This is a genomic window from Amycolatopsis roodepoortensis, from assembly GCF_024628825.1.
GTDB classification, from domain to species: Bacteria; Actinomycetota; Actinomycetes; order Mycobacteriales; family Pseudonocardiaceae; genus Amycolatopsis; species Amycolatopsis roodepoortensis.
This window is the reverse complement of record NZ_CP102415.1, coordinates 5,780,769-5,799,038: the sequence shown is the minus strand read 5'-3', so window position 1 is coordinate 5,799,038 and position 18,270 is coordinate 5,780,769. Positions and strand designations below refer to the sequence as shown.

Below are 18,270 nucleotides of genomic sequence, written 5' to 3'. Positions count from 1 at the left end.
CCAGAATAGTCCGTGAGTTTTGCGTTGATAGAGGGTGGTGGTTGGGCGCATCAGACATCGGAAGAACCGGATGCTATGAGTTCTGAAAGGTCGACCACGTCGGGTATCGCATGATGCCGTTTGCATTCCCGGGCCAGTTTGACTAGTTCCGCGTCCATCCGGCGAGAATGCAACATCGTGGCGTCGTCGAAGGCTTGTCGACCGATGAGGACGGCTTCGCGGGGGTCTCCGACAGCCATGTGCAAGGTAGCGAGGCGCGCCCTGGAGAACGCTCGCGAGCGCGGATAGGCGTCGCTGTGCAGTCGAATCGCAGAAGCAAGTCGTTCGGCGGCGTCCCCCGGCTGCTCTTCTGCCATGGCGAGCGGGGTAAGTGCTCGCGCGGTGCTGCCAGCGTGTTCGGCTTCGTCGTAGTAGACCAGCCAAGGCGGATCGGACTCCGGCTGCCGTTGCGCAAGGAACGAGTCCGCGCGGTCCACGTCAGCTCGCGCTTCGAGGTGGCGGCCCAGCATCGCCAACAACCGGGCCCGGACTACGCCGATCATGGCATGTGCTGTAGCGGTCAACCGATCAGTTCGCACGTGAGCGAACTCGATCAAGGACAATGCTTCGTCCAGGTTGTCGAGATACATGGCTTGGCGTGCCATGTCGGCGAGAGTCGCGGCACGTAATTCCCACGAGCCGCCCTGTTCGGCGCACCATAGACCAAAGCGAAAGCATCGAGCCGCTGCGTCGTGGTCTCCGACGTCGAAAGCCGAGAATGCCACCACTCCCGCAAGGTTCCCGACAGCCTCGAGTATGCCCGCTTCGACGGCTCGGCTGGCTCGTGCACTCAACAGGTTGCCGGCCCATCGCAGATGAGCGACCCCAGCTTCACCGGCCATGCCCCCGCCATAGAGGTTCTCGCTGGCGGCCAGGCTGCTGGTCATTAACTTGACCTGTTCGACCTCGGTCCATCCGATCCGCCGCGGCGGCTTCACTGTCAAGGTGAGCGACTTGAGGAACTCTATGGGCGCCGAATTTATGTCGAGGCTTCCAGCGTGGTCATACGCGACTGAGGTCGCAGAGGTACGCGAACTCGCCATTGGCGCGGAGTGTTGGACTTGCCCCTGTCCGTCTGCCCTGCGACCGGCTGCAACAAGATCCTGTGAACCGCGAGTTGGAACTTGCCCAAGAAGTGCGTTCAACTCGTCAAGGGAGACAGCCAGCGCTTTCGCGATTCGCGGACGCCGCCACGACTGAGGCGTCATTACACCCCGTTCCCACCGCCCAACGGTGGAGAACTCCACTCCTGCCGCCTCACCGAAGCTCTCCTGAGTAAAGCCCATCGCCTCACGTCGAGCCGCAAACGCCTCCCGGTTGGAACCCATACTGCCTACCTCACTGCCTGATTCAGCCACCAGCCCGGTTGGCGAGTAAGCCACGCCGGATGTCTGCCAATGCCGTCAATGGCTCAAGCGTGTTGTTCGATGTGTTCAAAGATCTCGATGTCCGTCGCCTTCTGCCAGTCGGGTAGATCGCCCCAGTCCGCTACGTAGGACGACTTCGGGTTGGGGAAGTGCTTGTAAATCTGGCCGATCCAGCACAGCGCGACGAAGCGCCCTTTCTGGTCTGAGGTGAGTTTCGCGGTGGCGCCACCGGTGGCCTCGATGAAGGCGAGGACTTGGTCGTACACAACGGTCGCGGCGTCGCGTTCCCAGTCCGGGGTCTCGTCCCACGGAGTGATGTAGCCGGGCTTGGGCTCGCCGGGGTAGTGCTTGGTGACTCCGGCGATCCAGGCCTCGCGGAACACGCGGCCACGGTCATTCTGCTGCATCTTGTCGTCCTCCATCATGTGGCGCGATTGCCAACGAGTTCGGTGATCTCGACGTCGAGTCGCTGGATCTGCTGGTGGGTGAGCAAAGGAGCCAGATTCGGCTGAAGGCCGCGCAGCTTGCGGGCAATGACTCCGGAGCCGGTGTGGCGGGCGGTGGCCAGGGCGGCGTTGACGTAGGTAGCGACCTGATCAGGATCGCGGCGGTGCACTCCGATCATCGCCAGGTCGGTGAGAACGCCGGCTTTCCGGCGGGCAGTCAGGTCTCCCGCCAGGACATCGGTCAGGGCGGCCTCGGCGAGGTCGTAGCGGCCCAGGTTGACATAGCATGTGCCGCGTTCCTCGGCCAGACGGGAGCCATCAAACCGGAGCCAACCACCGTTGTGGATCAGGCCTTTCATGTGCTGGACCTCGGCGGCTGTGTCTAGTGCACGCTGGCAGGCATCCAGATCACCCAGGCCAGCGAAAGTCTCTGCCTGCACTGCGGCGATCCATTGTCGGGTGGAGAGAGCAGGGTCGCCGCGGCGGGCCAGGTTGGAGGCCAGTTCGAGCAGCGGTATGGCCTCGGCGAACCGTCGCTCGTATACCGCGATGAAGGCGTGTCTGGTTAACGCACAGGCCCAGAGGTCGGAAGCTGTGGCTTCCCTGCCCGCTGTCGCCGCCAGGGTGTAGCAGTGGGCGGCGTCGGTGTACCGGTCGCCGTCAAAGGAGATCTCTCCAGCCAGCTGGTACAAGTCCGCGGTCAGTTCGCACAGCTGCCGTCGAACTCCTGGTGTTTGTGGTCGGCGTAGAGAGTCGGTAAGCACGTCAAGCTGGGTTCGAACCAGTGGTAGTACCTGCGCCTTGGTCGGTGACAGCGCGAACACACGCCACAGGTGAGAGTTGAATTGGGCGAACTCCGCGGCACTGGCGGCGTCCACCCTGCCGGTGTATGCCGCTGCGGTAAGTCCGTCGACATCGCCGGCAACTGCCTCGTCAGCAGGCAGCGCGAGCAACGCGCCCGTCACGCTGAACAAGCGCAGCAGGTCTCGACGATTCATGTCGTCGGCCTCCGCAGGGTGGGGGTGGACAACATCAACGATAGGAGCCTGCCGGGGCGGCGTCAGCAAGGCCCCCAACTCAGCGAGGCTCACGTTGAGCGCCTTGGCGATACGTGAGCGGCGGTACGGATGTGGGGTCAGGTCGCCCCGTTCCCAGCGTCCGACGGTGGAGAACTCCACTCCCACCGCCAACCCGAAGCTTTCCTGGGTGTAACCCATCTGCTCGCGCCGGTCGGCGAAGGCATCTCGCCGGTCACCCATGAACATCACCTCGCCCGCTGGTCACCTGCCACGATAGCCAGCTATCGGTCAAGGCTGATCACCCTCTCGATGAGCTGCACCCGTTCGGACTACGAACGCCGGAGAGGTGTTTGCGCAGGTCAGACCTAGTGACGCCTCATGGCCGCCTCATGATCGCCGCGTTGACGCTCTGGCTGTTGTTGATCACCGAGCGTTGACTGGCTTCGCTCCGATCCGGACGAGCACCCGCCGCAGAGGTGGACCCACACAGCCGCTGGTCTGCGGATGAGGACTTTGCGCGCCGAGCAGCCCATGCAGGGACACCCACGGTTGCCTGCGTGTCCGACGAACCGGAATCGGTAAGTACCAGCATCCACCCAACCTGTGCAGAGGAGTCGATTCCATGCCCCACCCACTCGATGCCGTCACTACGGCTCAGCTTCACACTGTCAGCGGCGTCGACTATGCCGACGTGTTCACCGCCGCTGCCGCGTGGTTCGCCGCGCCGGCCCAAGCCGACGTGGCGATATGGAGCCTTGAGCTAGACCAGCAGGGTCGGTTGTATATCGAGTCCGAGGAACGTCTCTATCTCGAAATCTACTATCAGCGCTTTGACAAACCGCACCTCCTACGGAGAGAGCATTGAATTGGGCGGCAAGCGCGCTGGTGCTGGTTTCCCCGTCCGTCAAGCACGGCAGTGCTTCGGACTTCGGGCAGGTCAGCGTGGGCAACGATCTATGAACGCCGCATCGACGCCACATAGCCGCTCTGGACCGGGACCTGTTACAGACGTTTAGCTAATTAGCGCCTACGGGCCGCTGCTACGCCGGACCAGGACCGCCTGGACACCGTGAGGCTTACGAGAACGCTTTGACAACTGCGTGGACGACAATCCGACGCAATAAATCAAATAGGGACTCGCTGACTATTGGAGTAATGATGCTCTTCCAGCGATTCGTGGCGCCACGCGCGTCGCGATACCCAAAGACTCAGCTCGCTGTGCCGTGTTTGTTCGTGCAGCCGGTGTGTCGACGGGAATGGAGTAGGGACACCGCGCGAGGTGGTGGCCGCATGACGAACACCGGATCCTGGTCCATCGCGTGCCGTGACGTGAACGGCCGTGAACGGGCGCTGTGTGTTGCCGTGCGCGACTCGGAGGTCGTGGTCGTGGCTCCCCCAGGGGAGAGCGCGATCTTCGACTACGGGGCCGCCGCGAAGTTCCGCTCTGCCGTCATGAATGCCACTGAGGTGGCGGCCACGCCCGCGCCAGCCATATCTGGCGCCGTCACGACGACGGACACGACGAGCACGGCGGAGCAGAACCTTGGCTGTCTTCCCCCAACTGCCGAGGAGCGCCCTGCTCTGTCGCCATGTCGCGGCGGGACCACGACCCCGATATCTGGTCCCGCCGCGATCCCCGCCGCCAGGGGTGAGGGCGCATGATCCCCTTGAGTATCACGGCCAGTGCCGCGCTGACGTTTATCTGTTGCCTGCTGCGTATGGCGTGGCGGCGACGGCAGCAAGCCGAGTCCGCCTATGCAGGTTCGCACCGCCGCGCGCCGCGCCAGCCCCCCAACCGAGTCCTGCGGTACGCGATCGCGACCGCCGGGACCCACGGCCTCGGCTTGATCAGGAAGGCCGAGGGCCCATGAGGCGGCCATGTCACACCGTGCCCGCCGCCGCCTTGCTTCGTCGGCTGGGTTGGCAGCACCGCAGGGTCGACTGCCGCGACGGCGACGGCCATCGGTCCGCGCTGCACCTACGGCGGCGTACTTCCGCGGACGTCGAGATCGAGCTGCCGGGCGGGCGACTCGCCCGGTTGACCAACGTCGAGGCCGGGCAGCTCCGTGCGGCACTGCGCGATGTCCTGCTCGCGGATCAACCGTCGCACCGAGCGGGGGCCGTCTAGCCAGACCTCGCGGGCCAGGTCGGCTTTCCCGTGGTGCCTTAGCGGCTGAGCACGTCCGCGACACCGACTGCGGCCGGGCGGGAGTGGTTACTCGACGCCTCCCGTTCGGCCGCGCCCAACGCCCAACTCTCTCGAGGAGGAACGAATCATGACCGCCGTCATCGACGCCCCACCCGCGCAGCCCGAGCAGCAACCCGGCCAACGTGTGCGGAATTACCGCGACGTATTCGCGTGGCCAACCACGATCGACAGCGTCTCCGGCGACGTCTACCTCCAGCTCGGTACCACGGTCGACGCGCTCATTATGCGCGCCGGGTCCGGCGCGGAGGTCAACAACTTCCTTGCGCGGCACATGTTGCGGGTGCCCATCATCGTGGTTCCAGGTGATCCCAATGACTGGATTTTCCTTACCCAGCCGCGCACGACGATGCGCATGTCGTCGTGGGGTGATCTGGTGCGCACGCAGATCGGCTGGAAACGGCGTGGTGACGCTGTTTTGCTTCCCGCGTCGGACAACGTGACGGAGGGCGTCCGGTGGCTTGAGCGGCCACAGCCGCACATGACCCTTCCGCCGTGGACCACAGTGGCCGACGCTGCCCGCTGGGCGTCCTCACCGTGCGGGACGTGGTGATCGTGCCGATCGGCTCGCCTGCTCCGCGGCACCCGCGGCACGCCATTGTGATCGCCTCCGGAGGTCTGGACTCCACTGTGCTGGCGTACTGGCTAGCCCAGCGCGGAGCAGAGCTGACGCTCTTGTCCTTCGATTATGGTCAACGGCACCGGGTCGAACTGGAGCACGCAGCTGAGATCGCGCGACTGCTTGACTGTCCACACGAGATCGTTGACCTGGCGATGCTTGGCCGGCTGCTGGCTGGTTCCGCGCTGACCGACGCCGACGTGCCGGTTCCTGACGGCCACTACACCGACGAGTCGATGCGAGCGACGATCGTCCCGAACCGCAACGCGATCATGCTCGACATCGCGGTCTCGCTAGCCGTTGTCCGCAACGCCGACGTGGTCGCGTTCGGCGCACACGCGGGTGACCACACCGTCTACCCGGACTGCCGCCCGGAGTTCGTCGAGCGGTACGCCTGGTCTGCCCGCGTCGCCAACGACGGACTTCTGGACGACGATTTCGAGATCCTCGCTCCGTTTATCACCCAAAGCAAGACCGACATCGTCCGGATCGGCGCGGCATTCCGCGTGCCGTTCGAGAAAACGTGGTCGTGCTACCGGGGCGGAACGACGCACTGCGGCACGTGCGGGACCTGCACCGAACGCAAGGAAGCGTTCCAGCAGAACGGCATCCCCGACCCCACCAACTACGGCAACGCGTGAGGAGATGACGACGATGGCGGACGCGGAGTTCGGATCACCGGCAGGGCCTGGGCGGGGCCGTCGTTCCCACCGCTACAGCTCGCGCGTGTCGGGTAGCGAGCCGGTACAGCGTGGCGAGGGGATCGTTCCTGCCGCCCAAGCACCCAGCACGGTAGCGCACCCGGACGTAACCGCGCCAGCGTCCCCGGACGCCGGGCCGCAATCGCACTCACTGATGCCGCTGCTGTCCGAGCAGCGTCTGCGCCGCGCGTTGCGCCAGTGCGGCAGGCGGGCCTCCACCCCCGGTGCCGACGGCATGACCTGGGGGCGGCTACGCAGCGAGGCCCACGTGATGCTGCCGCAACTGGCCCTCGAGCTCGCCGAGGGCACCTGGCGACCCGGACCTGTCCGGACGGTCCGGCTGCCCACCTATACCGGCAAACAGATGCACACCTTCATCCCCACCGTGCGGGACCGTCTGGTGCACCGCGCGCTGCGCACCGCGTTGGAGCCGGTGTTGGAAGCGAGCGCCTTCCACGACTGGGTCTCGGGATTCCGCCCACGCCGAAATCGCATAACCTCGTTGCGGCAGGCCGCCGTGCATCATCAGGCAGGCTTCCGTTGGATCGCCGATCTCGATGTCGCGTCGGTGTCCGAAGGCGCGACGATCGACGAGGTCATCGACTGGCACGCCGAGTACATCCACGACGGCACCTTCCTGGCCCGCTTGCGTACGGCGCTTGCCGCGATGCCGAGCCCGATCGCGGCGGGCTCCGGCCTGGCACCTCTGCTGATCAACCTTCGATTGTCCCAAGTGGACACACAACTCCCGCAGCTTCGCGTCGTTCGCTTCGCCGACAACTATGCCGCCTTTGCCCCGACCCGCGAGGAAGCGCACGAGGCCTTCGACACCATCAGCGACGCGCTACTGCGGCTTCGGTTACGTCCCAACGAGCGCAAGAGCCGCATCCGGAACGACGCCAACGTCGAAGACCTGTTCCTGATCGGCGGCTGAGGCATGCACCTGGAATGGATCAAGATCGATGGCGGACTCTGCGCGTACGGGGATGCAGGGCGTCCCGTCAAGGTCCCGACCCTGTTGTGGACGCGCACCCCGATCGCCTGCGGACACCTGCCGAGCGAACACCCTGGTCTCGGGCCGCGGTACCCCGTCACAGAGATCAGCCACGCCGAGGCGACCCAGATCGCCAGTCGTCTGGGCGGCCGGTTGCCGCGCTCGGCGGAGTGGGAATGGATGGCCGCAGGTCCCAGCCGCCGTCGCTGGCCGTGGGGCGCCAGCCCTTGGCAGCCGGCGTTCGCGAACCTCCGTGATTCCCTGCACGACACGGTCACCCCGGTCGACACGCATCTCGCCGGAGTCACACCCGAGGGCATGCTCGATGTCGCGGGCAACGTGTGGGAGTGGACCGCCAGCACCTCGATGAGCGAGGGAGCCGTCATCCGGGGCGGTTCCTATGCCTCGCAAACGTTGTACGCGCAATGCACGTTCCTCAACGCCGCTCCCGCGGAATTGCGCTCGCGTGGCATCGGCATGCGGGTGGTGCGCGAGCCATGACTCTCCGGCCGCCCACCACTCGCGTCCTCGCACCCGACCAAGGGTTGATCATCCTCAACTGCTCACGACGAAAGCTTGTCACCGCCGCACCGGTCGAGGCGCTCGACCTCTACCAGGGCGGATGCGTCCCGAGCGCGCGAGAACATTTCGCCGCGGATCCCATTCGCCGAGCTCGGATCCGGATCCTGTCCGGCGCCCACGGCCTGCTGCGACCTGAGACGCTGATCAGCACCTACGACCACCGGCTCACGACGCGGGCCGCTGCCGCGCGCCTGCACGAGCGGACGGTCGGCGCGCAACTGGACACCGAACTCGCCGACGCACCGTCGCTGCGGCACGTGCTGATCCTGGTCGAGCCGCTGTATCTGCACGCTCTACAACGAGTGTTCGACCATCCCGCCCGATTCGGGCAGATCACGATCATCCCGGATCCGAGGGCATGGCGCGACGGAGTGCCACACCTCCGGGATTGGGGGTGGGCGTGATCACGCTGCATCAGGAATTACTGCACCGCAACAACTTTCACACCAGCAGCACCCGAAGCTGGGAAGCCGTGTCCGGAATCGACTGGCACGAGCCCACGCCGTCAGGCCTTCCGCTGGCCGCCGTGCGCACCCTCTCAGTCGTCATCCCGGCCCACAACGTCGGCTATTGCCTTCCCTCTGTGCTTGACGCCTTGGAAGGCCAGCACCACCGGTACAGGTTCGAGGTCATCGTCGTCGACGACGCCAGTATCGACACCACAGCCGCCGTCGCCGCCGTGCATCCGATCGTCACCACCGTCCTGCGGATCCCTGAACGCGCGGGCGCGGCCACCGCACGTAACCTCGGCACCGCGCTGGCCCGCGGGCAAACCGTCCTCTATCTCGACGGCGACATGGTCCTGCCCCCGCACGTGATCACCGACATCACCGCCCGCGCGACCGACACCACGGTGCTCGTCGGGTTCCGCCACAACCTCCCCTACGACCTGCACCAGGGCGGACGGGGAGTGCTCGCCGATCACCCGGACCTCGCGGCCGACCACCGAGTCGTCTGGCGGCCACCGGTCGGCCGACCTCTGCTCTACACCGGCATCACCCTGGATAAGCGCTTCGACGGCCGCCCGCTGGATCACACCCGAGACTTCCTCGACCTCGGCTACGGCCAGCGCTATGTCGACTGGGACCTCCCCCGCATGGTCGTCACCGCCCTTGTCGCCGTTCCCCGCACCGCTGTCCTCAACGTCGGAGGGTTCGACCCCGAGTTCGGTCGAATCGGCTGGGGAATGGAAGACACCTACCTTGGCGCGTGCCTGATCGCGTCGGGATTGCTGGTAATACCGCTCCGGCAAGCCGTCGGGTTCCACCTCGATCCCCCGGACGCCGACCAGCAATGGCAACGCAAACTCGCCAGCTGGCCCGACACCCTCGCCCGTTACTGGGACCTCATGCGGCGCCCCGCCCCAACCGGCCGCTCCCGTTCATTCACCGCCGAAATGACCGAGCTACTGCGCTCCTGCGAGGTACTGCGATGACTCCACCTACGCCAGCGACGGCCACCAACATCGAATGCCGCCACGACACCGACCAGAAAGAAGGTGCTGCGCGATGATCGACCCTATCTCCCTCGCGGTGGGCGCTGGCCTTTTCGGCGCCGGGCTTCTGGCGGGCAAGCTGACCCGCCGCCAAACAGGTGCAGGCACGACTCCGAAACCGGTCTGTGGCTGTTCGCATGGGCTGGAACAGCACGACCCCGACACCAAAGAGTGCCACGGCCAGATACTGCACAGGGACGCGCGCACCAAGGGCGGTTCCTGGATCGGCAACCAGTGGGTGCCCTGTACTTGCCGCCAGTACGTCGGCCCGAAGCCGTTCGAGGAACTCTTTGTCTCGCCGATGCTGCCGCCGCAGGACACAGCATGACGGCACCACGCACGACCACGACACGTACTTTTGCGGCGCGAACACAGGGCAACGAGAGCGTCATCCATGATCCGCTCACCGGACTGTCTCACCGCGCCAGCACCGCCCTCGGCTCCGGGCGCGTCCGGTTGTCCGGCACTGACGTCGGTTCCTGGCCTGAAATCCACCCGGCGGCCGTGCACGCGGACGTGCCGATCAGCGTCTGCTGGTCGCCCCTGGTGCGCTGCAACCTGGCCTGTCCGTACTGCCTGGACGACAAGTCCGTCCTCGAACTGGGCCGGGCCGAGCGCTACCGCATCGCGAACCTGCTCGCCGAGTCCGCACTCCTGGGTGTGGACATCTCCGGCGGCGAACCGCTGCTGCTGCGCGATTTGCCTGAGTTGATCGACGTGCTCGTCGCGGGCGGGTGCGCGGTCAGTGTGACCACCAACGGAACACACCTGGCCCGCCGCGCCGAAGCCCTGGCCGCCCGCGTGGACGCCGTACGGGTAAGCCTGGACGGCCCGGACGCCGAACGCCACGACCGGTGGCGCGGTGCCGGCAGTTTCGATCAGGCCATCGCCGGAATCCGGGCGGCGATCGCCCAGGGAATCCCGACACAGATTCAGGCCGTGCTCCTGCGATCTACGGCCCGGGTCAGCATCCGAGCGATGGTTGCCCTGGCCGCGCCCCTGGGAGTGAGCGGAGTGACCTTCCTGCAGATGCTCCCCATCGGCGAAGGCGCCGCGATGGCCGACGACGAGCAGCTGACCGATGACGAAGCTCTCGCTCTCCTCGCCGAACTGAGCTCCACCGCGGACGTACCCGTGCGACTGCGTACTCGCGAGGCGGCCGGAGGCTTCACGGTGATCCGCGCCGACGGCCAGATCTGGCGCAACCAGCCCGGCGCGCACGCCATCAGCTCCCTTCACCCCCTGCGCACGACCAGCGACCTCGCACTGACCGCACGCGATGGCTCAGCATGAACAGCTCCGCGGACGACGTCGAAATCCGGCCCAGCGCCCAAGCACGCGCCGCATTACGGAGGACAGACCATGAACACGCCGACGAGTGATCAGTTCGACCAGTTCGCACGCGCTCTGGGTGAACTGCTGCGTTCCGCGCGGAGAGAATGCGGCTGGACCCGCAAACAGATGCGTGCCGCGATGTGCGCAGGCGACGATGAACTTTCCTTGCAAACGCTCGCCAGCTATGAACTCGGCACGCGCCGGATATCCGTCGAGCGGCTGGTCGAAGTGTGCGCTGTGCTGAAAAAGCAACCAGACGAGCTACTGCGCCGCGCTACGACACTCGCGTTCAGCGGTCACTACGGCACTCGGATCAAGGTCGACCTCCTTGGCCTCGCGCACACCACCGATCCCAGGCTGCGGCCTCTCCGACGGTGGGCACAGGTCCGTACCCAGCAATCCCCGGCGGAACGAATCCTGGTCGAAGAGCTCGACGCTACCGCGTTGTCTGCGATGGCCGGCATCGCCGGAACCTCCGAATACGACCTCGTACAAGCCCTGCAAGAACTCCGTACCGTCCACGACACAGGCATCCAACTCGCTGACGCGATATCCCCTGCCTTGTAAGGAATAGACCCTCGAATGACCACAGCACAACGCGACTTCGACCATCACCGGATCTGGCGCGTGACGCCAGAGGCTCTCCACGACGCCGCCACGCTTCTGACTGACGCGGTCCTACGTGATCACTCGTCGGTCGAGCGCGTCATCGGCATCGCCAACGGCGGTGTCTCGCCCGCCCACCTCATCGCGTCCACACTTCGGCTGAACGCCCGCATCGTCCGCGCCCGCCACAACACCAGCGACGACGCCTACCAGCAGGCCACCGGCAACGTGTCCCTCGATCTCACCCCGCTGACCCGCGGCCTCAACGGTCAAAGACTCAGGGGCCGCGTGCTGGTGGTGGACGATATCTGTGGCAGCGGTGCCACACTTCGCCGCGTCCACGACGACCTGACCCCCTTGCTTGGCCCGGACGCCCAGATCCTGACCGCGGTCCTCTGCCTCAACACCGGGGCGACCACGCGGCCCGACTACTCGATCTGGACCGTCTCCGACTGGGTCGTCTTTCCCTGGGAAAAGCCACCCGCCGACCCCGCCACCACAACGCTGCCGCCGCCGAAGAATGCCTTCCGCCATGTCTAGCGCGCCCCCGCTGACCGTCGCGTTCGTCCTGGCCTCCTACACCCCGAACGCGCCGGCCGGGATCGAACGCGCCACCGCCGCCCTCGCACACGGCCTGCGCCAGCTCGGCCACCACAGCCTCATCCTGACCGCCGCCCCGATCGCCACCCCGGATGACACCGTGATGCGGGTGGGCTCGGTGGGCGTCACCTTCCCCTGCGACGACGACGAATTGCGCGACGCGATCAGCACCCACGGACAGGACGCCCTGCTCGCCGCCGAACTCTGCGAGGTGTACCGCGAGCACCAGGTCGATGTCGCCGTCTACACCGACGGCTTATGGGGTCTCGGCAGGGCCGCACCGATCAGCCGGGCGCGCTCGGTGCTGGCCATGCACGTCGTCGGGCATGACCAGGACCTCGAGCCCGCCCTGGGCCGTGCAGACCTGGTCATCGCACCGTCTCAGACGGTGCTCGTTCAGGCGCACGGTCGCGGTTATGACACCGGCGGTTGGCAGGTCGTGCCCAACGCCCTGCTGCACGACCTCGCACCACCACCCGACTCGCGACGCGAGGCGCTGCGACGGCATGGCCCCATCCGGATCCTGGCCCGGCTCGGGCCGGAGAAGAACGTCCGTGCCTTGCTGGACGCCGGACGCCTGGTCGACCGCACGGTTGAGGTGATCGTCGGCGAGGCCGGGTTCGAGGTGGCCGTCGGCGGCCAGGCGGCCGAACTGGACCAGTGCCGCTACTCCGCGGCCCACCTCACACTCGGTACCGTCCACGGCGGCGGCCTCGACTGGGACCGGGTGCCATCCTGGCTCGCGCAGGCCGCAACAGTGATCGTGCCCTCGCTACGGGAAACCTTCGGGCTGGTCGCGCTGGAAGCCATGGGTGTCGGGACCCCGGTCGTCGCCTTCGACGTGGGCAACCTGCCCGCCCTGGTCGGCACCGGTGACGACGCGGGCGGAGTGATCGTCCCCCGATCGTGGGGTGAACACGGCCTCTGGCGCGCCGCCGAACAGCTACTCGCAGATCCAGTACGCTACGCACACCTATCCAGGGCTGCGTACTACCGCTCGCGGGACTATCTGCCCACCACAGTCGCCGAGACATTCGTAAAGGCGGTGCGGTGATGCCTGCTGGCGTCCCTTTGCTCCTCGTAGACGGTCACAACCTGCTCTGGCGAGCGGCTTTCGGGTTTCCCGCCGCGATCCTCTCCCGCGACAAGACCCGCGATCTCACGGCCGAGTTCGGGTTCTTCGCCCTGCTCCGCGTCGCGATCCGTGAGGAGATGCCGGAAGCACCGGAGGTCCTCGTCGTGTTCGACGGCGAGCACGGCACCGCCGACCGCAAGGACAGCGACGCCGACTACAAGGCCAACCGTGTCATCGACGAGGCCGCCCTCAAACCCCTGCGCGCGATCCCGCACGTCCAGCGGGCCCTGTCCGGCTATGGCATCCACTGGATCGAGATCGACACCGCCGAAGCCGACGACGTCATCGCCACCCTCGTCGCCACCACCCGCGAACGCGAACCCGGCCGCCGGATCTGGATCATGTCCGGCGACCGCGACTTCTACCAACTCGTCGACGAGCACGTCCGTGCGCTCAACACCGTGATGAAACGCGGCCGACGGCACATCGGCCCCGCCGAGGTCACCGAACGCTACAACGTCACTCCCGGGCAGTGGCCCGATTTCTGCGCCCTCAAAGGCGATCCCGCGGACAACATCCCTGGCGTGAAAGGGATTGGCGAAGGCACGGCTGCCACGCTCCTGGCAGGCGGGCTGCACCTCGACCAGCTCCCGGACTCCGGACGGCTGACCGGCGCGAGGAAGGCCAAGGTCGCGGAGACCTGGGACCAAGTACTCGCCTGGCGCGAGCTCATCCGGATGCGCACCGATCTCACGCTCCCACACCACCCGACCGGCGATCCCACGCGAGAACTGCCCAAGCCCGCCGACGTCATCGAGAAGCTCGGACTGTGGTGAGCGGCGTGCCGTTCACCACGCCGGCGTCAGTGCTGACCGTGATGGCCCACCCCGACGACGCCGAGCTCTGGGCCGGCGGAACTCTCGCACGCTGCTCCGCCTCCGGGGCCGCCGTCACCATCGCCGTCCCGCGCCACGCCGAACCAGGACGGGACACCGAAGCCGCGGCAGGCGCGACGATCCTGGGGGCCACGCTGTACCAATACGACCAGCTCACCATGGCGACGCTGCGCGAACTACTGCTCGCCGTCCGGCCCGAGGTCGTCATCACCCACCCGCTTCGCGACGTCCACCCCGACCACCGCGCGGTCGCCGACACACTCGTCGCGGCTCTGCCCGAAGTCGTCATCGCCACTGGGCATCCGCACCGGGTCTACATCGCCGACTCCTACAACAGCCTCACCCTCGACGGCCCAATCCCCGCGCACACGATCATTGACATCACCGATACCTACGAACAAAAACAACGCGCCCTCGCGGCACACGCCTCCCAGCCGATCACCGACCACTTCGGGCCGATGGCCGAGACACTCGCACGCCTATGGGGAAGCCGCATCGGCGTGAACCACGCGGAGAACTTCGTGCCCCTGCCCGTACTCGGACGCCTCCCAGTCGCCCCCGCCATGTGATCGGCTGAACCACATCGTGTAGCAAGCCATCGATATTTACCGCATGGCTAATTGAGCCAAGCCCCGCAGATCTCGCCTTGGAGCGACTCCCATACTCGGCCATCGGCTCCGGCGTGACCGGCGGCCCGGACCGCGAGAAGGTAGGCGGCTCCGGCGCGCGGAAAACCGATCCACATGGAGAAGGAGGCTGGACGCCGGATCGACAACGGCACCGGCAGTACCCGGATCTCCCTGGAGGAGGCCGCCGTCCTCCAGTCGTTCCCGGCGGACTTCTCGTGGCGCCGTAACGCTTAAAGGCCCCGTCTCTTGAGGAGGCGGGGCCTTTTAAGCGTTTACACGGTCACCCGAGGACGCCGTTGAGGAGGCCGCCGACGCTGCCGAGAAGGCCGCTTACGGTACCCCCGAGATCACCATCATTTTGGAGGCCGAGAAGTCCGCCGCCTCCCAGGCTGCCGTCTTGCGTGGATGGGGTGGACGCGCTCGCGACCGGCGAGACCGCGACCATCGCAGCGGCGGCAAGCGCTGTGGCGACGATGGGCTTCTTCACGATGTTCATGGGCGGTAAACCGGCTTTCCCTTGGACGTACGTGCCGGGAGTCGACACGCGGCCATACTTCAGGCCGAGCCGTAAGACGTCGATTCCCTGCCAGCATGATCAAGCGGCACGCAAGAGTGACTTACTCCTCGCGCGGCTTGAGCACGTACCCCGGCACTCACTGGCCCGCCTTCGAGCCACCGCGTCCTCATTGATCATGAACTGAACCCAGCCGAACCAGTAGCCGCTCGTGCTGACCTTCCACATCGACAGTTCGCCGCGGACGGTCTCCTGGAGGTCGAGTCCATCCGGGATATCGCCCCTGGGCGGACCGACAGGATAGATCTGGCTCAGGTCCACCCAGACCTTCCGAGGAGGTCGGTAGCCCCGGAAGGTCTTCTCTCCCAGCGGGCCGCCCGAAGTGGGGCGATCGACATAGCTTCGATTGTGCATCGCGCGCATGTCCGCGCAACCCGGCCGATCTCAGCCTGTATGCTGAGTCGCAGACTTTGGGTCGACGCGTGAACTCGCTAGTCACGCGTTGTCCATTGATGAATAACAAATAGTGAAACCCAATGTCCGCCCTGTCTTGGCAGGGCAGCAAGTGAGATAGCAGTACATGACCCGGCGACGCCGGGCCACACTCATGTACACCAGTCCACAAGTGTGGACGCCTGTGCTCCGTCTGGCGTTAGCTGTTGGCGCCACCGAGGCCGGGACACAGGAGCAACACCCCCGCCGACGAGTGTCGGCACGCGCCACTTCGTACACCATCCTTTACCGGCTGGTGAGGACGCCTCGGCACTTGCTAGCGGTGAGGGCTGCACGTGTCGGAGTTCGGTACCGGTCTCGCGATGACGTCCACGACTGGCGTTATTGCCGTCTGCGTCTTCCTGTTGATCAGGTTCGTCGGAATCTGGCTTCTAACTCGCCTGGTCCTCGATAAGGTGCAACCCGGCGAGCACGTCCGGATCAAGGCGCGGTTCCTCTTCTCCATCGAGACCGGCCCGCCGGCCCCGACTCCCGAGGACGCCGACGGCAAGATCCCGGAGCAGCGCCCGCCCGCCGTGGAGCCACCCAAGCCAACCGACCCGGACCCGCCGAGCTGACCGATGACCGATGACCGTCATGACACGCTTAGGGCCGTTGACCTGGGACTTCGGCCCACCTGGCACGTACCCCATGGCCAACGTCGCTCCGCCTCATCTACCCATAATTGGGCGTGACCGCAGTGCGCAGGGCGGAGACGAGGTACGACCAGTCGAAGGTGGCCAGGCTGTCCTCGGCGCGGGTGGTGATCGTGTCCGGGTCGAGCAGCGTCACACCGGCCTTCGTCAGTCGAACGACGCTGTCCGCGTACGCGGGGTGCCGACGAAGGACGGGTTTGACACACGGAGCGGCAACTATGGGGACTTCGGTGCCGAGCATCTCGTTGAGCACACCCAACGCGAACGTGTCACTGATACCCGACGCCCACTTGTTCATCGAGTTGAAGGTCAGTGGCGCGACTAGAAGCGCGTCGGCTCGCGGAAGTGACTTCTCCCTCTGGCGGGGCGGCCGCGGTTGCACCCGTGTCACACATCCTGTTGCCGTTGCCAAATCGTCAAGGTCGATCCAGCAGGCAGCCGTCGGTGTCGCGATCACGCACACGGCCCAGCCGTCGGCGGACAGGTGGGGAATGAATTCCTCGAGTCGCAACACCGGCGGCGCTGCTGAGGCCACCAGGTAGAGACACTGTCGAGCAGGAGTCACACCGCGACCCCTGCTCGCAACGCGAGACCACGTAGAGCTGGCACCTCTTGGCGGCGCTCCCGGGCCAGCAAATCCGCGATCAGCGATCGTGCGTTCGGGTTGGTTCGAACCAGTTCTGGAGCCACACGCTCAGTCTCCAGCAGGTGGATTACTGCCTGTGGATCCTCGGCGAGCTGTGTGTGCGCCCACGCACTGTCCAAGTGGAACTGAGCCTGCCGGCCGTTCAGCCCGACCGGCAGTCCAGTGATGTCCAGCTGCTCCGCCGTCGCGAGCGCGCGATGCGGATCGTCCAGAGCGACCGCGACGGACGTGCGGTGGATCAGCACCTTCGACGGGCCGAACGCGGTCCACCCGATGTTGCCATCGACGCCGAGCCGCTGTGCGAGTTCATCAGCGTGCTTGAGCCGTTCATCCGCTTCAACATGGTCGGCGCGGCGCGCAGCGATAACAGAACCGATCAGGGTCAACGCGCCCCGCCAGGTCACACTCTGTGGGTCTTGACCTCGCAGAGCGGTGGCGGCGGAGACCGCTAGCTTCTCAGCGTCATTAATCTGTTCAACGCCCTCTGTGCTGCTGGAGCGCAGCAGAGCGCAGGCTCGTTGATATGCCGCCGCAGCGACACCGAAGGTGTCCTCAGCCTCTTCAGCCGCTACGCGCGCCAGCTCAGCCGCGGCTAAACCGGCCTCGCCGTCGCCCCCCTTCGTCGCCAGCTTGGCCGCGACGATCTCCACACTGCACCGGAGCCTCAGCCCCTCCTGCCGCCTCTGCGCTGGCCCGTTGTCGATCAGAGCATCGACAGCTTCCCTGACAGACGGCAATCGCCGGGCAGCATCGGCGTAGCGGGCGGCCTGATATCTCCGATGGAGATCCGCAACTCGTGCCGACACTCCCGCTCGGTCCATCCGGCGACACAGCGATTCCTCGCTACGCCTGCCCAGCACGTCAATGGCTGCCCCGCCAGCGACAAGGGCCGCATCCACCATGACCTCGCGCTGCGTGGACGAGGGCTGCCTGACAACAGGCTTCGCCACCGACGGGTTGAGGAGGGCTGCAAGTTCGTCAAGAGACACCTGAAGTAACTCAGCGATGCGAGGACGTCTCCAGGCGTGCGGTGTCAGCGTTCCGCGCTCCCACCGACCGACCGTCGACAGCTCCACCTTGAGCTGCTGGGCGAAGGTTTCCTGGGTGAAGCCGAGCGCCTCGCGCCGAGCCGCAAAGGCTTTTCGCTGCATACCCATCACTGTCACCTTGCCTCGCCGGTCACCGCCACGATAACCGGCTACTGATCAAGGTCGAGCACCTCCTCGACGAGCTGCACCCGTTCGGACTACCACACTCCAGCAAGTTGGTCGAGGGATCGCCAACCCTTCACCTCATCGTGCGCAAACGTCGACACTGCCCAACTCAACGACGCAGCTCATAACAGCCAACGCC

Annotated in this window: 22 protein-coding genes; 16 read left to right on the top strand and 6 right to left on the bottom strand. The window is 66.0% G+C overall.

All coding sequences use genetic code 11. The features are described from left to right. Positions 1–50 precede the first annotated feature (50 nt). From NQK81_RS27645 to NQK81_RS27630, 3 genes are all read right to left on the bottom strand, one after another. Positions 51–1,325: a helix-turn-helix domain-containing protein gene (locus NQK81_RS27645; RefSeq protein ID WP_503827236.1), complete on the bottom strand. Its 1,275-nt coding sequence runs from the start codon at positions 1,323–1,325 to the stop codon at positions 51–53. Positions 1,326–1,450: 125 nt separating this feature from the next. Then, entirely contained in the window at positions 1,451–1,828 is a 378-nt protein-coding gene (locus NQK81_RS27635) for a hypothetical protein (RefSeq protein WP_257489864.1), read from the bottom strand. Then, positions 1,828–3,111 carry a helix-turn-helix domain-containing protein gene (locus NQK81_RS27630; protein ID WP_257483815.1) on the bottom strand — a complete coding sequence of 428 codons (1,284 nt, stop codon included), beginning with the start codon at positions 3,109–3,111 and terminating at the stop codon, positions 1,828–1,830. Before NQK81_RS27630 ends, NQK81_RS27635 begins: the two co-directional genes overlap by 1 nt. A gap of 382 nt (positions 3,112–3,493) precedes the next feature. Between NQK81_RS27630 and NQK81_RS27625 the strand changes: the two genes are divergently transcribed. The 15 genes from NQK81_RS27625 (at position 3,494) to NQK81_RS27555 (ending at position 14,549) form a co-directional block, all read left to right on the top strand. Next, positions 3,494–3,736 (top strand): hypothetical protein, encoded by a 243-nt coding sequence (locus tag NQK81_RS27625; RefSeq protein WP_257483814.1) that lies wholly within the window; start codon positions 3,494–3,496, stop codon positions 3,734–3,736. A gap of 1,023 nt (positions 3,737–4,759) precedes the next feature. After that, the gene (locus NQK81_RS27620) at positions 4,760–4,999 is read left to right on the top strand and encodes a hypothetical protein (RefSeq protein ID WP_257483813.1); all 240 of its coding nucleotides are present in this window, start codon (positions 4,760–4,762) and stop codon (positions 4,997–4,999) included. Between the two features lie 148 nt (positions 5,000–5,147). Continuing rightward, positions 5,148–5,630, top strand: a complete 483-nt coding sequence (locus NQK81_RS27615; RefSeq protein ID WP_257483812.1) for a hypothetical protein — start codon at positions 5,148–5,150, stop codon at positions 5,628–5,630. Further along, positions 5,630–6,337 carry a 7-cyano-7-deazaguanine synthase QueC gene (queC, locus tag NQK81_RS27610; RefSeq protein WP_257489863.1) on the top strand — a complete coding sequence of 236 codons (708 nt, stop codon included), beginning with the start codon at positions 5,630–5,632 and terminating at the stop codon, positions 6,335–6,337. The genes NQK81_RS27615 and queC overlap by 1 nt, the downstream gene beginning before the upstream one ends. 214 nt (positions 6,338–6,551) lie before the next feature. Beyond that, entirely contained in the window at positions 6,552–7,331 is a 780-nt protein-coding gene (locus NQK81_RS27605) for a reverse transcriptase domain-containing protein (RefSeq protein ID WP_257483811.1), read from the top strand. A 3-nt stretch (positions 7,332–7,334) separates the two neighbouring features. Further along, on the top strand, positions 7,335–7,892 hold the full coding sequence (locus NQK81_RS27600; RefSeq protein ID WP_257483810.1) for a formylglycine-generating enzyme family protein: 558 nt from the start codon (positions 7,335–7,337) through the stop codon (positions 7,890–7,892). Further along, the gene (locus NQK81_RS27595) at positions 7,889–8,377 is read left to right on the top strand and encodes a DUF6884 domain-containing protein (RefSeq protein WP_257483809.1); all 489 of its coding nucleotides are present in this window, start codon (positions 7,889–7,891) and stop codon (positions 8,375–8,377) included. Before NQK81_RS27600 ends, NQK81_RS27595 begins: the two co-directional genes overlap by 4 nt. After that, complete coding sequence (locus NQK81_RS27590; RefSeq protein WP_257483808.1) at positions 8,374–9,408, top strand: glycosyltransferase family 2 protein; 1,035 nt, start codon at positions 8,374–8,376, stop codon at positions 9,406–9,408. The genes NQK81_RS27595 and NQK81_RS27590 overlap by 4 nt, the downstream gene beginning before the upstream one ends. 73 nt (positions 9,409–9,481) lie before the next feature. After that, positions 9,482–9,796, top strand: a complete 315-nt coding sequence (locus NQK81_RS27585) for a hypothetical protein (RefSeq protein ID WP_257483807.1) — start codon at positions 9,482–9,484, stop codon at positions 9,794–9,796. Then, positions 9,793–10,761 carry a radical SAM protein gene (locus NQK81_RS27580; RefSeq protein ID WP_257483806.1) on the top strand — a complete coding sequence of 323 codons (969 nt, stop codon included), beginning with the start codon at positions 9,793–9,795 and terminating at the stop codon, positions 10,759–10,761. Before NQK81_RS27585 ends, NQK81_RS27580 begins: the two co-directional genes overlap by 4 nt. A gap of 69 nt (positions 10,762–10,830) precedes the next feature. Continuing rightward, on the top strand, positions 10,831–11,370 hold the full coding sequence (locus NQK81_RS27575; RefSeq protein WP_257483805.1) for a helix-turn-helix domain-containing protein: 540 nt from the start codon (positions 10,831–10,833) through the stop codon (positions 11,368–11,370). A gap of 15 nt (positions 11,371–11,385) precedes the next feature. Continuing rightward, the gene (locus tag NQK81_RS27570; protein ID WP_257483804.1) at positions 11,386–11,949 is read left to right on the top strand and encodes a phosphoribosyltransferase; all 564 of its coding nucleotides are present in this window, start codon (positions 11,386–11,388) and stop codon (positions 11,947–11,949) included. After that, entirely contained in the window at positions 11,942–13,063 is a 1,122-nt protein-coding gene (locus NQK81_RS27565) for a glycosyltransferase family 4 protein (protein ID WP_257483803.1), read from the top strand. The genes NQK81_RS27570 and NQK81_RS27565 overlap by 8 nt, the downstream gene beginning before the upstream one ends. Then, positions 13,063–13,920 (top strand): 5'-3' exonuclease, encoded by an 858-nt coding sequence (locus tag NQK81_RS27560; RefSeq protein ID WP_257483802.1) that lies wholly within the window; start codon positions 13,063–13,065, stop codon positions 13,918–13,920. The genes NQK81_RS27565 and NQK81_RS27560 overlap by 1 nt, the downstream gene beginning before the upstream one ends. Before the next feature lie 5 nt (positions 13,921–13,925). Next, a complete protein-coding gene (locus NQK81_RS27555; protein WP_257483801.1) occupies positions 13,926–14,549 on the top strand; it encodes a PIG-L deacetylase family protein in 624 nt (207 codons plus the stop codon). 340 nt (positions 14,550–14,889) lie between these two features. Here the strand turns inward: NQK81_RS27555 and NQK81_RS27550 are convergent, their stop codons facing one another. Next, on the bottom strand, positions 14,890–15,105 hold the full coding sequence (locus tag NQK81_RS27550) for a hypothetical protein (RefSeq protein WP_257483800.1): 216 nt from the start codon (positions 15,103–15,105) through the stop codon (positions 14,890–14,892). Positions 15,106–15,938: 833 nt separating this feature from the next. Here NQK81_RS27550 and NQK81_RS27545 point away from each other — a divergent pair. Then, the gene (locus tag NQK81_RS27545) at positions 15,939–16,193 is read left to right on the top strand and encodes a hypothetical protein (RefSeq protein WP_257483799.1); all 255 of its coding nucleotides are present in this window, start codon (positions 15,939–15,941) and stop codon (positions 16,191–16,193) included. Between the two features lie 97 nt (positions 16,194–16,290). On the opposite strand, the gene NQK81_RS27540 is transcribed toward NQK81_RS27545, so the two are convergent. Then, positions 16,291–16,785, bottom strand: coding sequence for a flavoprotein (locus NQK81_RS27540; RefSeq protein WP_257483798.1), 495 nt, complete (start codon positions 16,783–16,785; stop codon positions 16,291–16,293). Positions 16,786–16,832: 47 nt separating this feature from the next. Then, positions 16,833–18,074, bottom strand: a complete 1,242-nt coding sequence (locus tag NQK81_RS27535) for a helix-turn-helix domain-containing protein (RefSeq protein ID WP_257483797.1) — start codon at positions 18,072–18,074, stop codon at positions 16,833–16,835. Positions 18,075–18,270: the final 196 nt, after the last annotated feature.

Excerpts from the sequence above, each read along its gene's own strand:
- NQK81_RS27560 (WP_257483802.1), top strand. The coding sequence starts at position 13,063 with ATGCCTGCTGGCGTCCCTTTGCTCCTCGTAGACGGTCACAACCTGCTC.
- NQK81_RS27570 (WP_257483804.1), top strand. The coding sequence starts at position 11,386 with ATGACCACAGCACAACGCGACTTCGACCATCACCGGATCTGGCGCGTG.
- NQK81_RS27645 (WP_503827236.1), bottom strand. The coding sequence starts at position 1,325 with ATGGGCTTTACTCAGGAGAGCTTCGGTGAGGCGGCAGGAGTGGAGTTC.
- NQK81_RS27630 (WP_257483815.1), bottom strand. The coding sequence starts at position 3,111 with ATGGGTGACCGGCGAGATGCCTTCGCCGACCGGCGCGAGCAGATGGGT.
- NQK81_RS27625 (WP_257483814.1), top strand. The coding sequence starts at position 3,494 with ATGCCCCACCCACTCGATGCCGTCACTACGGCTCAGCTTCACACTGTC.
- NQK81_RS27580 (WP_257483806.1), top strand. The coding sequence starts at position 9,793 with ATGACGGCACCACGCACGACCACGACACGTACTTTTGCGGCGCGAACA.
- NQK81_RS27585 (WP_257483807.1), top strand. The coding sequence starts at position 9,482 with ATGATCGACCCTATCTCCCTCGCGGTGGGCGCTGGCCTTTTCGGCGCC.
- NQK81_RS27615 (WP_257483812.1), top strand. The coding sequence starts at position 5,148 with ATGACCGCCGTCATCGACGCCCCACCCGCGCAGCCCGAGCAGCAACCC.
- NQK81_RS27575 (WP_257483805.1), top strand. The coding sequence starts at position 10,831 with ATGAACACGCCGACGAGTGATCAGTTCGACCAGTTCGCACGCGCTCTG.
- NQK81_RS27635 (WP_257489864.1), bottom strand. The coding sequence starts at position 1,828 with ATGGAGGACGACAAGATGCAGCAGAATGACCGTGGCCGCGTGTTCCGC.
- NQK81_RS27595 (WP_257483809.1), top strand. The coding sequence starts at position 7,889 with ATGACTCTCCGGCCGCCCACCACTCGCGTCCTCGCACCCGACCAAGGG.
- NQK81_RS27600 (WP_257483810.1), top strand. The coding sequence starts at position 7,335 with ATGCACCTGGAATGGATCAAGATCGATGGCGGACTCTGCGCGTACGGG.
- NQK81_RS27545 (WP_257483799.1), top strand. The coding sequence starts at position 15,939 with ATGACGTCCACGACTGGCGTTATTGCCGTCTGCGTCTTCCTGTTGATC.
- NQK81_RS27550 (WP_257483800.1), bottom strand. The coding sequence starts at position 15,105 with ATGAACATCGTGAAGAAGCCCATCGTCGCCACAGCGCTTGCCGCCGCT.
- NQK81_RS27605 (WP_257483811.1), top strand. The coding sequence starts at position 6,552 with ATGCCGCTGCTGTCCGAGCAGCGTCTGCGCCGCGCGTTGCGCCAGTGC.
- NQK81_RS27535 (WP_257483797.1), bottom strand. The coding sequence starts at position 18,074 with ATGGGTATGCAGCGAAAAGCCTTTGCGGCTCGGCGCGAGGCGCTCGGC.
- NQK81_RS27565 (WP_257483803.1), top strand. The coding sequence starts at position 11,942 with ATGTCTAGCGCGCCCCCGCTGACCGTCGCGTTCGTCCTGGCCTCCTAC.